This is a genomic window from Paremcibacter congregatus, from assembly GCF_006385135.1.
GTDB lineage: Bacteria > Pseudomonadota > Alphaproteobacteria > Sphingomonadales > Emcibacteraceae > Paremcibacter > Paremcibacter congregatus.
In genome coordinates this window covers 249,246-264,146 of sequence record NZ_CP041025.1, presented here as the reverse complement: position 1 = coordinate 264,146, position 14,901 = coordinate 249,246, and the positions used below count along the sequence as shown (strand labels likewise).

Genomic DNA, 14,901 nt, shown 5'->3' with positions numbered 1-14,901 from the left:
AGGAATTTTAGAAAATGTCATTCAAACATGCAATCTTTGAAAAAAATTCCATCATTCTTTTGATCGGAATATTGATCACCGTCTCCATTGGTGGGCTGGTGGAAATCGCCCCGCTGTTCTATCTTGAGAACACCATCGAAAAGGTCAAGGGCATGCGCCCCTATACCCCGCTGGAACTCTCCGGGCGCAACATTTATATCCGGGAAGGCTGTTACAACTGCCATTCCCAGATGATCCGTTCGACCCGCGATGAAGTGGAACGTTACGGCCATTATTCCCTGGCTGCCGAAAGCATGTATGACCATCCCTTCCAGTGGGGCTCCAAACGCACCGGACCGGATCTGGCGCGGGTTGGCAATAAATTTTCCGACGAATGGCACCGGGAACATATGAAGGACCCCCGCGCCGTGGTGCCGGAATCCGTGATGCCCGGTTATCCTTTCCTGGCCGAAAACGACCTGCAATTTAATATGATCGAAGCAGACCTGAAAGCCAACCGCATGGTCGGCGTGCCTTACAGCGATGATCAGATCACCTTCGCCATGGCCGATCTGAAAGCGCAACTGGATGAAGACTCCGACGATTATGATGCTTTCATAGAACGCTATCCGGACGCCCATGTGCGCGATTTTGACGGCAATCCGGAAAAAATTTCCGAACTGGACGCCCTGATCGCCTACCTTCAGATGATGGGCACCCTGGTTGATTTCTCAATCTACAACGATAAAGAAAACAATCGATAGGAGCCGAAAAGATGACCCATCAAGAAGTTGCAAATTTCGCCGAAAGCTGGGGATTGATCATCCTCTTCAGTATGTTCGCCGTTGCCGTTGTCTACGCCCTGTGGCCTGCCAACAAATCAAAATTCACCGAAGCGGCAAGACGCCCGCTCGATGAAGATTAACCCGGCGGTATAAGGATTTAAAAATGTCACAAGAACCAGAATATGATGAAGTCACCGATACCTACACCACAGGACATGAGTGGGACGGGATCAAGGAACTGGATACCCCTATGCCGCGCTGGTGGTTATGGACCTTTTATGCCTGTATCGTCTGGGCGATCGGCTACTGGATCGCCATGCCGGCCTGGCCGATGGTCAGCGACTATACCAAAGGCATGTTGGGATATTCCCAGCGCGACGTGGTCAAGGCCCAACTTGATAGCGTGAAGGCAGACCGCAAGATTTCCGCAGAGAAACTGCTCGACGCCGATCTGGAAACCATCAAGAACACCCCTGCCCTGCTTGAATTCGCTCTCGCTGGCGGCAAGGCGGCCTTTGGCGATAACTGCGCCGCCTGTCATGGCACCGGCGCATCGGGAACCAAAGGGTACCCTAATCTTAACGACGATGACTGGCTGTGGGGGGGATCCCTTGACGAGATCCATCACACCCTTACTGTCGGCGTACGCGCCGTGCATGAAGACACCCGCATCAGCGACATGCCGGCCTTCCTGAAAGACGAGATCCTCGACAAGAGCCAGATTCGCGCTGTCGCCACCTATGTCAAATCCCTGTCTGACAGCAGCATAAGCGCCCCCGAAAACGGTGCGGTGTTGTTCCAGGAAAATTGCGCCGCCTGTCACGGTGCCGATGGTAAAGGCAGCCGCGATTTCGGCGCCCCGAACCTGGCCGATGGCATCTGGCTTTACGGGGACGACATGGACTCCCTGATCGCCACAATCTCCTATAGCCGTAAAGGCGTGATGCCCAGTTGGGAAAACCGCCTTGATGCCGCGACCATCAAAAGCCTGGCGATTTATGTTCACACCTTGGGAGGTGGAGAGTAAACTATATAATTCCGTCGCCGGCGTTTTGCCGGGGAGGCCAAGGCCCCGGCGACAGAATTATCCGATAGGGTATTATTTAACATTTAAGGTACAGCACAATGGCTTATACGCCACCTGAGGCGAACGCTCCCCAGTCCGCCAAATCTGAAAAAATCATTCCCCACCACAAGGTGAAACGCGCCAAAGTTGAAGCCGTCAACAAAGCGGAAAAACGGTCGTTATACGCCGCGCGAAAGAAAATTCACCCCAAACGCGCCACCGGCACATTCCGGACCATCAAATGGTGGGTGATGGCGGTGACCCTCAGCATCTATTATTTCTCTCCCTGGATCCGCTGGGACCGGGGCCCCGGCATCCCCGACCAGGCCATTCTGGTCGACATCACCAACAGCCGGTTTTATTTCTTCTTCATCGAAATCTGGCCTCAGGAAGTTTATTATATCACCGGACTGATGATCCTCGCTGCCATTGGTCTGTTTCTGGTCACCAGTACGGCCGGGCGCATATGGTGCGGTTATACCTGCCCCCAGACCGTCTGGGTTGACTTGTTTCTCGTGGTCGAACGCTTTTTCGAAGGTGACCGCAACGCCCGGATCAAGCTCGACAAGGCGCCCTGGTCGGCGTCCAAACTGGCCAAGCGCGCCGCCAAACATGCCGTCTGGATCGTCATCGCCGTCTGTACCGGCGGGGCCTGGGTCTTCTACATGAATGACGCCCCGACCCTGATCATGGATCTCTATCATTTTGACGCCCCGCTCACGACCTATTTCTGGATATGTCTGCTGACCGCCACCACCTATCTCCTTGGCGGGTTCGCCCGGGAACAGGTTTGCACCTATATGTGTCCCTGGCCGCGTATCCAGGGCGTGATGATGGATGAAGAAACCTTGTCCGTCATGTATCGCCATGATCGCGGTGAACCCCGGGCGCCCCATAAAAAGGGCGACAGCTGGGACGGGCGCGGCGATTGTGTACAGTGCCGCCAATGTGTGGTCGTCTGCCCGGCCGGGATTGATATCCGCGACGGCATGCAGCTCGAATGCATTCAATGCTCGCTCTGTATTGACGCCTGCGACGAGGTCATGGAGAAAATCGGTCGTCCGAAAGGCCTGATTGCCTATGACAGTCTCGCCAATTTCGATCGCCGGGCCGAGGAAAAGCCGGAAAAAATCCGCATCATCCGGCCGCGCACGCTGCTCTATACCATCCTGATGATTCTGATTGGCGGCTATATGCTGCACGGTCTGATGCATCGTGCCGATCTGGAGGTCAATATTCTCCGCGACCGCAATCCGCTGTTTGTCACCCTGTCTTCGGGCGATATCCGCAACGGCTATACCGTGAAAATCCTCAACAAGTCCCACGACATCCGGAAATTCACCCTGTCGGTGACCGGACTTGACCATTTTGACATGCGCGTGGAAGGCGTCACGGAACATACCGCCGACGGCCTGCCGATCATTGAAGTGAACCGGGACCGTCTGCGTTCCGTCAAGGTCTATCTCGCCGTGCCGAAAGAGGATCTGACCGACGACAGCCTGGACATTACCTTTATCGCAAAGGATATGACAAGCGACAGCATCAGTGAAAATTCAACCACCTTCAAGGGACCCAAAAAATGACGGCTTCTCCGGATAAACCCGTAAAACCCTTTACCGGTAAAAAAGCCCTGCTCTGGTTTGTCGGCTTTTTTCTGATCGTCTTCACCGTCAACGGGATCATGGCCTATATCGCGCTGGGCACCTGGGGCGGGCTGGAAACCGATAACGCCTATCGCAAGGGACTGCATTATAATGACGCCATCGCCGCCTCCGAAGCCCAGGTGGCTTCGGGCTGGACCATTGATCTGGCCTACAGTCCTCAAAGCCTGACAGGAGATCGCCTTGATGTTCAGGTCACCTGGCCGGAAGGAGATCTGCCGCCGGCAAAAGTCATCGCCCAGATCAGCCGGGCGGTGACCGATATCCATGATCAGGAAATCACCCTCACCAAAAGCGGTGATCAGCTCTACAGCAGCCCCCTGACCCTGCCCGCTGCCGGGCAATGGAATATCTCGGTTCTTGTATTCCGTCCAGAGGGGGCTATATACCAGATGAGAGATAAAATTTTCATCCAAGCACAGAAGTAAACCATGACCGCCGCCGCCCCATATCCCGCCGCCCAGACCGCCTCTGTAGAACATTTTCTGGTGGAAGGCCTGCATTGCCCGTCCTGTATCCGGGAAATCGAAGGCGCCTTGCAGAAGAAAGCCAGTGTCAAACAGGCCCGGGTTAATCTGACCACTCAACGGCTGGCGGTCGAATGGTCCGGCACCCACCCCGATACCTCCGCCAACAGTGATGATGTCATTGACACCCTGAAAGACCTCGGCTTCAAGGGCTACCTGTTCAAGGATGACCCCTCCGCCGCGGCGGGGGACAAAGAAGGGCGCTGGCTGCTGATCTGCCTGGGCATCGCCGGATTTGCCATGATGAATATCATGTTGTTATCGATTTCCAGTTGGGACGGCAGCGAAATGGGCGACCAGACCCGCAACTTCTTCCACTGGATCTCGGCCCTGATCGCCCTGCCGGCCTCGGTCGTCGCCGGCATGCCGTTTTACAAATCCGCCTGGGGCGCGCTCAAGGCCCGCACCCTCAATATGGATGTGCCGATTTCACTGGCCGTGATCCTGTCGCTGGGCATGAGCGTCATGCAAACCCTGACCCACGGGGAAGACACCTATTACGATGCAGCGGTGATGCTGCTGTTTTTTCTGCTGATCGGGCGCTTTCTCGACAAGAAAATGCGCAATCACGCCCGCGCCACCGCCCATAACCTGATGAGCTATCGCCCCAACAAGGCGACCCTCGTGCGGGAAGACGGCGAGACCGAAAACTGTCCGATTGAGCTGCTCTGCACCGACCAGACCGTGCGGGTCGCCGCCGGAGAACGCATTCCTGTAGACGGCGTGATCCTCGGTGGCCTGTCGGAAGTGGACACCAGCCTGGTCACCGGCGAAACCCTGCCGGTCAAAGTCACCATAGAGGACAAGGTCTTCGCCGGCACCACCAACATCAGCGGCGCGCTCGACATTCGCATTACGGCGCTCAGCGGCAAGACATTGCTTGATGAAATCATTGGTCTGATGGAAACCGCCGAACAGGGCCGGGCGAAATATGTCCGCCTCGCCGACAAGGCGGCGCAGATTTATGCGCCCGCCGTGCATCTTCTGGCGCTTTTCACCTTCCTCGGCTGGATGCTGCTCAGCACGGTCGGCTGGCAACAGTCGCTGACCACAGCCATTGCCGTTCTGATCATCACCTGCCCCTGTGCGCTCGGCCTTGCCGTTCCGGTGGTGCAGATCGTCGCCTCGAGCCGTCTGTTTAAAAACGGCATTCTGGTCAAAGCCCCGGACGGCCTGGAACGGCTGGCGGAAGTGGACACCATCGCCTTTGACAAGACCGGCACCCTGACCCTGGGGCAGCCGGAAATCGCCAACGGCGATGACGTTGACCCCAAGGCGCTGGAACTGGCGGCAAGTCTGGCCAAGACCTCGACCCACCCCCTGTGCCGGGCTCTGATTGTCGCCTGCCATGAACGGGATATCCCCACCGTCGCCACCAGCAGCCCCCTGTTTGAAGAAGCCGGCATGGGCCTGCGCGCCACCCTTGACGGTAAAGAAGTGCGCCTGGGCAATCGCGACTGGTGTGCCGTGCCGCCGGACATGCAGGAAAATACCCGCTATAGCGAACTCTGGCTCAAGGTCGGGGACGAAACCCCGGTCTTCCTCGCCTTTCAGGACCGTCTGCGCAAGGATGCCGATCAGGTGGTCGCCTGGTTTCAGAAAAAAGGGTTTAATGTGCTTCTGCTGTCCGGTGACCGCCCCGATGTGGTCACCGACGTGGCAGGTAAACTCGGCATTACCGATTTCCTCGGCGCCGCAAAGCCCCAGGACAAAATTGATCGGCTGGAAACTCTCAAAGCGCAAGGCCACAAGATCCTGATGGTCGGTGACGGACTGAATGACGCGCCGGCGCTCGCGGCCGCCTATGTCTCCATCTCGCCATCCACCGCCGCCGATGTCAGTCAGAATGCCGCCGACTTTATTTTCCAGTCGCAAAGCCTTGATTCCATTGTCCGCGCCTATCAGGTGGCAAAATCCAGTCGCCGACTGGTCTTCATCAATTTCGCTCTCGCCGCATTGTATAACATGATTGCGGTGCCCTTTGCCGCCGCTGGCCTGCTGACCCCCCTGATTGCCGCCATCGCCATGTCCGCCTCCTCGATCGTGGTCACCGCCAATGCCCTGCGGCTCAATCTGGATAAATTGTTCCACAGCAAAGGTAGCTCCTCCAATGGATAGTCTTATTTTCCTGATTCCAATCGCGCTTTTTCTCGGCCTGATCGGTCTCGGGGCCTTTCTCTGGTCCATGCGCACGGGTCAGTATGACGATCTTGACGGCGCCTCCTACCGCGCGTTGTTCGAAGAAGACGAGATCGAAAAAGACCAGGAAAAGGATAAAACTGGAAAATAGCGCCCGATCTTGCTATACTTTGCCGCAGAATTACCAGGGAATGTGACAAAATGAGAGCTTACAGAGGCGCTAAAATTGACGAAATATACCGCACCGCCGAAGGTCGGCAGTCGATCAGACTGGCGCAGCCGACCGGACGGGCACGGAAATTCGCCGGGAAGCGGTTGAAAATTACGGGGGAAGATATTGACCTTAACGCAATTGTCCAGAATATCATCGCCCGCAAAGCTGGCTGAATCCTCCCCTCTTTTATTCCATGTAACCGCCCATGGGTAGCATTGCTCTGCCCGCCGTAATCTTTATGCTGTCCCTGCTGCCGGGATATATTCTCATCAATGCCTATAACCGCGCCGAAGGGGCGCCGCTCAATTACGCCCCTTTCGCCGTCACCACCACAAAAGCCATCATCTATGCCGCCTTTTTCCATCTGGTCTGGTTCGCGATATGCCATGCCCTTCACGGCGTGGGCTTTATTCATCGCGTGGACATCAATAGCCTCGCCGCCCTGATGATGGGTCGGTATGATCATATCGATTTGCAGAATACAATGCAGCCCCTGCCCATCTTTCTTTATTTCATGTCACAATATTTGGTCGCCTTGCTGCTTGGCCACGTGACGCAATATTTTGTTCTGAAACATAACCTGGATTGGGCCGAAGGCGAAAAACCCACCGCCTCCCAGAAAATACTCGCCTTCTTCTTTAGCTTCGACATGCCCTGGTTTAACCTCCTGAAAGGCCGGGATCAGAACATCCGTTCTGGTCGGCTTACCGCCCTGGAAATCCGGGACTTACTGGGGGTACTCACAAGTAAGGACAAGTGGAAAGACTCGCTTCACACAATAGGCAAATATTTAAAAATTGAACATGCCATCACTGATATAATCAAGGTCTTGGAGGCCGAAAATCCGAATACCCACAAGAACACTCTCGCCGATTATATCCAGGTTTCCTGTGATGTGGTAACCGACATCAATAACGAAAGCTATATTCTCAAGGGCTATATCGACGATTTTTACTTTGATTCCAACGGTCTTCTTGACCGGATTATTCTGCGGGGCGCGTCAAAAAGGCGCTATCGGTCCCGTCTGCCCTTCACCCCCATACTCGGCGACCTTTTCGTCCTGAAATATGCCGATTTGAAATCCCTCAATATTCAGTATGAAAACCTGCTCCTGAATTATGCCGAACTGATTGCAGGCCTGTTGGCGGCGGACAAGGCTATAAGTCTCGAGGATCGTCCCCCCGAATAACATCACCATTCCCCCCTTCCCATTATGATCCCAATCGTTTACATAATAGACTGACACAAGGGAGATGACCATGACCACAGTGAAAATCGGAATTGTCGGCTGCGGCGGACGCATGGGCCAGGCGCTTGTCGGCGCGGTTCTGGATAATGATTCCGCCACCCTCAGTGGCGGCACAGAACGTCAGGGCAGTCCTCATATGGGCAAGCCTTTGCGCCATCCCGTGACTGGTCTCGAAACCCCTCTCACCGTTACCGAAGATGCGGAAGAGCTGTTCCGGATTTCCGATGTTGTGATTGATTTCACCTGCCCGACGGCAACGGTTCTGCATGCGGGTTATGCCGCGCAGCATAAAACAATCCATATCGCCGGCACCACCGGCATGACGCCGGACGAGGAAAAAGCCCTGCAGGCCGCCGCCGCGAAAACCCCGGTGGTCTATGCGTCAAATTTCTCGCTCGGGGTCAATCTTCTGTTCCATCTGACCCGACAGGCAGCCCGGCTGCTCGATGAGGATTTTGATATCGAAATTCTCGAAATGCATCACCGCCATAAGGTCGACGCCCCTTCCGGCACGGCCTTAAGCCTCGGCAAGGCCGCGGCCGAAGGACGCGGTGTCGATCTTGAAACGGTCGCCGATAAAGTCCGCGACGGCATCACCGGCGAACGCACCCGCGGTGATATCGGCTTCGCGACGTTGCGCGGCGGCAATGTGGCCGGCGAACACACCGTGAGTTTTAACGCCTATGACGAACGGATTGAACTTACCCACAAGGCCGGAGACCGTGCTATCTTCGCCCGCGGCGCCGTCAAGGCGGCCCTCTGGGCGACCACGCAAGATCCCGGTCTTTATGACATGTTTGATGTGTTGGACCTGCCGAAAGACTAGGAAGAGCGGAACCAGGGCCCCGCTCGTCCGAACGGCTTTAATGGTCGATTTCCTGATGCAGGTTGTTGACACCCCACATTTCGAAATAACGGTTAATGTCCAGATCAGCGCGAATAAACACCCGCGCCACCCGCTCAACCCCGAAAATATCCGGGAAGAAACTTAAATCATCGTCTGCAGTAAACTCAATTTCAACAGAACTTCCCTCGCCCGGCAACAATACGTCATCCGGCAGTGAATGCCAGCCAGTCCCCCCGACAGGCGTAGCAAATTGCGTGCCTTCAATAAACAAACGCGGATTGCGAAACACGATGTCCGGTTTGCCCACCAGATTGGCGGAATAGGCGGTATTACTGCCCGTGATGCGTAAGGTAAAGCGTTCGCCGACATTGATGTCGTTGCCCTGCTTTGCCACCAAACGGTGGGTCACCCGTAAGAAACTGCGTAGATTATCATATAAAGCCTCTGCACTCATAATATTCTCCTGCTTCTTTCTGCTGTTTGCGTTTCATGGCTCTCCTTTTCACCTGAACGGACTTGCCACCGTCAAGACGCTCATGCGCCCTGGTAGGATTATAAAACAACAGCCGCTGCCCGCCACAAGGAGGGCACGTCACAAAATTAGCCTAAAATGAGAACTGTAAAAAAAACCAAACCCTCGACAACGAGAGGGGCCAAATTCCTGATAATAAGAACTTACAGGTATTATAATATAGGCATATACATCTTTTGTAAATAATCCAAATGGACTAATATTTTCATTCTGCTTTTCTTCCTCCCGAACAGAGGGTAAACTGCCCGTCCCAAAGGGAGGAAACATGAAAAAAGCTGATATTGTCGAATTTTTCCGGCGTCTTGAAGAACGCGATCCGGAACCTCAGGGGGAACTGGATTACACCAATCCCTATACCCTTCTGGTCGCCGTCGCCCTGTCGGCACAGGCCACAGATATCGGGGTCAACAAGGCCACAAAGGACCTGTTCAAGGTGGTCTCCACCCCTCAGGATATGCTGGATCTCGGCGAAACGCGCCTGAAGGATTACATCAAGACCATCGGGCTTTATAATACCAAGGCCAAGAATGTCATAAAGGCGGCGCAGATTCTGGTTGATGATTTTAACGGTGTGGTGCCGGAAAACAGAGAAGACCTGGAAAAGCTGCCTGGTGTCGGCCGCAAAACCGCCAATGTGGTGCTCAACATCGCCTTCGGTCAGCCCACCATCGCCGTCGATACCCATCTCTTCCGGGTTGGCAACCGCACCAGCATGGCGGCGGGCAAAACGCCTCTTGCTGTGGAAAAGAAACTGGAAAAGGCCATTCCCAAACAATATCTTCGCCACGCCCATCACTGGTTGATTTTGCACGGGCGCTATATCTGCAAGGCCCGCAAACCCAACTGCCCTATCTGCCCGGTCGAGGATCTCTGTTCATACAAGAAAAAAACCGTCCTCGACCCGCTATGAACCGGATTACTCCGGAACCGCCTTGCCACCGGGCGTTTGTGGCGTGGCAAGCAGATGGCTGTCAAGACAGGCATTCGGCGACACCGTCGGATTGTCAAGGGACAGCCCCACCCCCCGGGTATTGACATATTCAAGGCGATAATCATCATTGTCATTGGGGTAGAAATAGAGATGCATCACGCAATGATCATTGCGGTAGAGCCAGACCTCCGCGTCCTTTTCCTTCCGGACAAGCGACGCATCGCCGAGAATATCCCGCAATGTGCCCCGCGCCAGATTCATAATATTATTGATGACAAAGCGGGGCTCTGGCGCAGGTTCAACTGGCAGCGGTGTCTGGGCCTCAATCACCACAGGTGCCGGCGGCGCGGTTTCCACCACGGGTGCGGGCGCCCCCTGACAGGCGGCAAGAAAGCCGACAGAAAGACATACAGCAAATACACGCATCAAATCACCGCGCTTTCTGCAAAGCGGGGCTGCTGCAACGACAAATGAAAAATATGGGTCAGGATCGCCGCCCCGAGAATGGGGGCCGCCAGATTCAATACCGGCACGGAATAAAGCAAGGTCACGGCAAAGCCCCCGATCAGAACCTGGGCGCGAATGGACTTGCGGTGACGTCCGGCTTCCTTGATGCCCAGATGGCGGACCGCCACCATCTCGTAATAGCCCCAGCCCAACAGGTAACTGTTAAGGGTATAAAAAATGATCAACGGCACAAACGGCACCCAGAAGAACATGATGTAAAGCGGAATCACCACGATATTGAGCAGCACGATAAACAGCGCCAGCCGGATCGCCAGATAGGCCAGATGTCCCATACCCAACCGCTTTCCGGCCAGGCGGTCCGTATAATATTTGCCTTCTACCGCATCCACAATATCATCCAGATACAGTGACATGAAAACCGTGGCGATCGGGGGAAAGAAAATGCCCATTAAAAAGAAGAAAATAACATTGAATATCCAGTCGACTTCCAGCAGCCACTGAAAAGCGTCATTGACCCACTGCCAATCAAACTGGGTCAGGACAATCTGGCTTTTGAGATGTGAAGCCAGCGCCCAGGTAATGGCAATCGCCACGAGTGTGGTCAGAATGCCCCAGATAAAAACCTTGAGGAAAGCCGGATCAAAGAGTTGGTTTAAAGTCCGCTCCAGAGACGTTATCACATTTTTCACGTATTTTTTCCTGTTGTCCCGCTACTACCCCCGCGTCACCACCCCGCGTTACTAAACCTGTACCAGAAAATATGGGGCAATTTTATGAAAAGACAAGGCATGTTTTTTTTAAGCGGCGCATTTATCCCTTGCATGCCCCTCCCTCCTCCCTATACTTCGGCAGTAAATTCACATAAATACATATATAGATAGAGTTATGTTATGACCTCAAAGTTTGATGTTCTTGGTATTGGCAACGCCATTGTTGATGTTCTGGTTCATATTGAGGACTCTTTCCTCGCCGAACATGATATTCCCCGGGGCAGCATGCAGCTGGTCGATGAGGCAACATCGGAACGGCTATACGGACAGTTGGGCCAGGCCATTGAATGTTCAGGTGGATCCGCCGCCAATACCATCGCCGGTCTGGCATCCCTCGGCAGTAAAAGCGCCTATATCGGCAAGACCAAGGATGATCAGCTCGGTCATGTTTTTGACCATGACATCAAATCTCTCGGCATTGAATTTTCGACAACCAAGGACACCAGCGGCGTATCGACCGCCCGTTGTCTGGTGATGGTGTCCCCCGATGCCGAACGCACCATGTGCACCTATCTCGGGGCCTGCGTCAATCTGACCGAAGACGATATTGATCCTGATCTGGTCGCCGCATCAAGCGTCACTTACATGGAAGGTTACCTCTGGGACCCGGAACAGGCAAAAGCCGCCTTCCGCAAGGCCATGACGCTGTCTCATGCCGCCGGACGCAAAACATCTCTCAGCCTGTCGGACAGCTTTTGCGTCGGCCGGCATAAGGCGGAATTTCTTCAGCTCGCCGAACATGAAATTGATATTCTTTTCGCCAATGAAGATGAACTGTTGATGCTTTATGATACCCAGGACATCTCCGTCGCCCTGGCCGCCGTACAGCAGCATTGCGACATCGCCGCCATCACCCGCAGCGCCAAAGGATGCGTCATCGCCAGTCCGACAGAAATCATTGAAGTCCCGGGCCGCAGCGTTGACCGCCTGGTCGACACCACTGGCGCGGGCGACCTGTTCGCCGCCGGATTTCTGCATGGCTACACCCGCGGCGAAGACCTCGCCACCTGCGGCAACATGGGCAACCTGACCGCCAGTGAAGTCATCACCCATATGGGCGCGCGCCCGGATGTGATTCTGAAAGACTATATGCGCGACCATCTCTAAACAAGCGCGCGCGGGCGTCCGCGCCCTGAAAAAAACACAAAAATGCTGTTTTATACTTGACCCGACGCGGCGGTCCGTGAAAAATGACCCCGAAACATAAAAGATAAGGATGATGTCTGTGATGCGCAAAATTATGATCTCTATACTGGGTCTTCTCGTTCTCTCCACCGCCGGCCAGGCGGCCACCCAATGTCGCGCACCTCTCGCTCCAGCGATTCCAGATGGCAAAACCGCGCCGAAAGAAGAAATTCTTGCCGCCCTGTCCACCATCAAAAAAGATTTCCAGCCGGCAATCAAGAATTTCCAGAACTGTATCTCTACGGAAAAAGCCGCCATTGGCGATGTCGCCACAGAAGCACAACTGGCCGAATGGGATCAGTTGTTCGACGCGGCCTACGCTCTGGAAACCATGGTCGCCAATAAAATGAATGAAACCATTCGCGCCTATAAAGCCCGCGCGGCGGCCCCTGCCGAACCGGCAGCCGAGAAAAAAGACACAACAAACTAAGTAAAACCGCTATTTGGCCGCGTGGGCTGTTATACCCGCGCGGTCAGGCTTTCTGACCCTTTGTGATCCTGAATTGGGTAATACATCCCCAAAAGAATAATATTAACGTCCCTGCCGTTATCAGACAGAGGCAAAGCAAGACCATAATATTCCAGGAACGACTTTTCCGGCCACTGCACATTATCATTGACCAGATAGGGGCGTCGGGTTCTAACCAATGAATTAAACCGGTCAACCAGAAATCCAATGTCCGGAAAACTGTCAAAATAAAGGCCGGTAAAATCCTGGCCGATCGCTTCGACGACCTTCGTACCCACCAAACGGGCGCGGTATCTGACCGGGTCCATTTCAACATCGACCAAAACCACCTGAGGCAAAAGACGGTGAAATTCTTCCGGTTTAAGATCAGATCGCGACGGCATCAGCCGATCGCCTTTCTTACTGCTCCAATATTGAAACACCTTCTTCAAACAGCCCTCGGGAATATCCACAAGGTTCACATTATCAATAAGCATTCCGGACCCCATCTTAGTATACAAAAAATACCCCCCTCTCAGGCGGTATTTTACATTAGAATATATTAATGTAGTGTGAAGAGGCCGGAAAAATCACAGCCTGTTCGGGCCGACCGCAACGCCCTGTCCTTGCACGTAGCCTTTCTGGAAATAAGGCCGCATACCGCACAGAATCATGTTAACCACTCCCTTTTCGTCCCCCAAGGGAAGAAAAACGGCCTGATATTTTTGAAATCCCCGGTTCATCCAGTCCAGCTGAGACGTCACGTAATAACCGGCCTTATGTTCGACCAGCTTGTTCAATCGCGCCATCCCGCTACCGCTCGGGCTAATCTCGTCTAGGTATTTTCCCGTCATTTCCTGACCCAATGCCAAAACCACTTCCGTACCCAGTAACCTGAGCCGGTATCGGCGCGGCGCATGTTCAACATCGATCAACCCCACCTTGGGCAGCAGATCAACAATTTCAGCTGGCCGGATATCACTACGGCTCGGCATCACACGATCACCTTTTTTCGCGCACCAATAATTATATAACGCCCGCAATTCAGACACCGGAATATGATCCAGATCTCCGACTTCATCGATTTTCACGATGGACGTTCTATTTGATTTCAACATCTCACAACCTCAAAGATCTGGGCTTTTACGCCGGCCCGTGCAGTAACTCTACTGAATTGGCCGGGACTATAGAGCGCAAACTCCCACTTTCAAGGAAAAAATACCTTTAATATTATTTCTACCTTATATAGTGAAAAAGACGAAACATTACGCCCTTGAGCACCACATTTGCGCAAGAATATGCTTGAAGTCTCAATTATGGTTTGAGTTTCCCCAGAGAATCAGTCGCGTTTTTCCGCCCCCCGGCCCTTAAAATCCCGGGATAAGGCCTATTGCGGCATCAACATCGGACCGAGCTTACGCCCCCCAAACAGATGAATATGCAAATGCGGTACTTCCTGATGCGCGTCAGCCCCGGCATTGGCCAGCATGCGATAGCCCGCATCTTCCAGCCCGAGGTCGCGGGCCACATGACCGACGGCGCGGAAAAAACCGGTGATCAGTTCTGCTGGCGCCTCGGCGGTGAAATCCATCATACTGATATAGGCCCCTTTGGGGATCACCAGCACATGAACCGGCGCCTGGGGGTTGATATCATGAAAGGCCAGCGCGTGGTCATCCTCATAGACCTTGTTACAGGGAATTTCCCCGCGCAGGATTTTGGCAAAAATATTCTCGGAATCATAAGTGGTATAATTCGGGATCATGATCAGTCCTTTCGTGAATTCTTTTCGTCGATGCCGGAAACGCCTTCCCGGCGGGCCAGTTCCTGCAACACCTCTTCCGGCGCAACATCCATCTGGGACCACAGTACCATCAGATGAAACAGCAGGTCGGCGGACTCGGAAATCACCTCGTCCCGATCCCCGGCCACGGCGGCCAGGGCGGTTTCAACCCCTTCTTCGCCGACCTTCTGGGCGATTTTCTTGGTGCCCTTGGCAAACAGCTTCGCCACATAACTGCGGCTGGTATCCCCGCCTTTGCGCGCTGCGATCACCTGTGCCAGGCTGTCCAGTATTTCCGCGTTATTCATCGTGTTCTT

Annotated in this window: 20 protein-coding genes; 13 read left to right on the top strand and 7 right to left on the bottom strand. The window is 54.1% G+C overall.

What is annotated here, in order from left to right; translation table 11 throughout:
• The first annotated feature begins 14 nt into the window (after nt 1-14).
• The 10 genes from ccoO to dapB all read left to right on the top strand — a co-directional run bounded on the left by ccoO (nt 15) and on the right by dapB (nt 8,446).
• Nucleotides 15-743: a cytochrome-c oxidase, cbb3-type subunit II gene (gene ccoO / locus FIV45_RS01250; RefSeq protein WP_099472702.1), complete on the top strand. Its 729-nt coding sequence runs from the start codon at nt 15-17 to the stop codon at nt 741-743.
• Nucleotides 744-754: 11 nt separating this feature from the next.
• Nucleotides 755-904, top strand: a complete 150-nt coding sequence (locus FIV45_RS01245) for a cbb3-type cytochrome c oxidase subunit 3 (protein ID WP_099472705.1) — start codon at nt 755-757, stop codon at nt 902-904.
• A 23-nt stretch (nt 905-927) separates the two neighbouring features.
• Nucleotides 928-1,791, top strand: a complete 864-nt coding sequence (ccoP, locus tag FIV45_RS01240) for a cytochrome-c oxidase, cbb3-type subunit III (RefSeq protein WP_099472707.1) — start codon at nt 928-930, stop codon at nt 1,789-1,791.
• A gap of 98 nt (nt 1,792-1,889) precedes the next feature.
• Nucleotides 1,890-3,413, top strand: coding sequence for a cytochrome c oxidase accessory protein CcoG (gene ccoG, locus FIV45_RS01235; protein WP_099472709.1), 1,524 nt, complete (start codon nt 1,890-1,892; stop codon nt 3,411-3,413).
• Nucleotides 3,410-3,919, top strand: coding sequence for a FixH family protein (locus tag FIV45_RS01230; protein WP_099472712.1), 510 nt, complete (start codon nt 3,410-3,412; stop codon nt 3,917-3,919). Before ccoG ends, FIV45_RS01230 begins: the two co-directional genes overlap by 4 nt.
• A gap of 3 nt (nt 3,920-3,922) precedes the next feature.
• The gene (locus FIV45_RS01225; protein ID WP_099472714.1) at nt 3,923-6,136 is read left to right on the top strand and encodes a heavy metal translocating P-type ATPase; all 2,214 of its coding nucleotides are present in this window, start codon (nt 3,923-3,925) and stop codon (nt 6,134-6,136) included.
• Nucleotides 6,129-6,308: a cbb3-type cytochrome oxidase assembly protein CcoS gene (gene ccoS / locus FIV45_RS01220; protein ID WP_099472716.1), complete on the top strand. Its 180-nt coding sequence runs from the start codon at nt 6,129-6,131 to the stop codon at nt 6,306-6,308. Before FIV45_RS01225 ends, ccoS begins: the two co-directional genes overlap by 8 nt.
• Nucleotides 6,309-6,358: 50 nt before the next feature.
• Nucleotides 6,359-6,544, top strand: coding sequence for a hypothetical protein (locus FIV45_RS01215; protein ID WP_099472718.1), 186 nt, complete (start codon nt 6,359-6,361; stop codon nt 6,542-6,544).
• Between the two features lie 32 nt (nt 6,545-6,576).
• Entirely contained in the window at nt 6,577-7,560 is a 984-nt protein-coding gene (locus FIV45_RS01210) for a hypothetical protein (protein WP_099472721.1), read from the top strand.
• Nucleotides 7,561-7,630: 70 nt separating this feature from the next.
• Complete coding sequence (gene dapB / locus FIV45_RS01205; protein WP_204602190.1) at nt 7,631-8,446, top strand: 4-hydroxy-tetrahydrodipicolinate reductase; 816 nt, start codon at nt 7,631-7,633, stop codon at nt 8,444-8,446.
• 37 nt (nt 8,447-8,483) lie between these two features.
• Here dapB and FIV45_RS01200 read toward each other — a convergent pair whose 3' ends face one another.
• Complete coding sequence (locus tag FIV45_RS01200; protein WP_099472725.1) at nt 8,484-8,921, bottom strand: hypothetical protein; 438 nt, start codon at nt 8,919-8,921, stop codon at nt 8,484-8,486.
• A 343-nt stretch (nt 8,922-9,264) separates the two neighbouring features.
• On the opposite strand from FIV45_RS01200, the gene nth reads away from it, so the two are divergent.
• Entirely contained in the window at nt 9,265-9,909 is a 645-nt protein-coding gene (nth, locus tag FIV45_RS01195) for an endonuclease III (protein ID WP_099472733.1), read from the top strand.
• Between the two features lie 6 nt (nt 9,910-9,915).
• On the opposite strand, the gene FIV45_RS01190 is transcribed toward nth, so the two are convergent.
• Together FIV45_RS01190 and FIV45_RS01185 are read right to left on the bottom strand one after the other, a co-directional pair.
• Nucleotides 9,916-10,356, bottom strand: a complete 441-nt coding sequence (locus tag FIV45_RS01190; protein WP_099472736.1) for a hypothetical protein — start codon at nt 10,354-10,356, stop codon at nt 9,916-9,918.
• Nucleotides 10,356-11,087, bottom strand: coding sequence for an EI24 domain-containing protein (locus FIV45_RS01185; RefSeq protein ID WP_099472738.1), 732 nt, complete (start codon nt 11,085-11,087; stop codon nt 10,356-10,358). Before FIV45_RS01185 ends, FIV45_RS01190 begins: the two co-directional genes overlap by 1 nt.
• 201 nt (nt 11,088-11,288) lie before the next feature.
• Here FIV45_RS01185 and FIV45_RS01180 point away from each other — a divergent pair, with 201 nt between their 5' ends.
• Nucleotides 11,289-12,275, top strand: a complete 987-nt coding sequence (locus FIV45_RS01180) for an adenosine kinase (RefSeq protein ID WP_099472740.1) — start codon at nt 11,289-11,291, stop codon at nt 12,273-12,275.
• A 118-nt stretch (nt 12,276-12,393) separates the two neighbouring features.
• Entirely contained in the window at nt 12,394-12,783 is a 390-nt protein-coding gene (locus tag FIV45_RS01175) for a hypothetical protein (RefSeq protein ID WP_133118570.1), read from the top strand.
• 29 nt (nt 12,784-12,812) lie between these two features.
• Here the strand turns inward: FIV45_RS01175 and FIV45_RS01170 are convergent, their stop codons facing one another.
• From FIV45_RS01170 to FIV45_RS01155, 4 genes are all read right to left on the bottom strand, one after another.
• Nucleotides 12,813-13,298, bottom strand: a complete 486-nt coding sequence (locus FIV45_RS01170; RefSeq protein WP_165777002.1) for a PAS domain-containing protein — start codon at nt 13,296-13,298, stop codon at nt 12,813-12,815.
• A 93-nt stretch (nt 13,299-13,391) separates the two neighbouring features.
• Nucleotides 13,392-13,919: a PAS domain-containing protein gene (locus tag FIV45_RS01165; RefSeq protein ID WP_099472745.1), complete on the bottom strand. Its 528-nt coding sequence runs from the start codon at nt 13,917-13,919 to the stop codon at nt 13,392-13,394.
• 269 nt (nt 13,920-14,188) lie between these two features.
• Nucleotides 14,189-14,566, bottom strand: a complete 378-nt coding sequence (locus FIV45_RS01160) for a histidine triad nucleotide-binding protein (protein ID WP_099472747.1) — start codon at nt 14,564-14,566, stop codon at nt 14,189-14,191.
• Nucleotides 14,567-14,568: 2 nt separating this feature from the next.
• A complete protein-coding gene (locus FIV45_RS01155) occupies nt 14,569-14,892 on the bottom strand; it encodes a phosphoribosyl-ATP diphosphatase (protein WP_099472749.1) in 324 nt (107 codons plus the stop codon).
• Nucleotides 14,893-14,901: the final 9 nt, after the last annotated feature.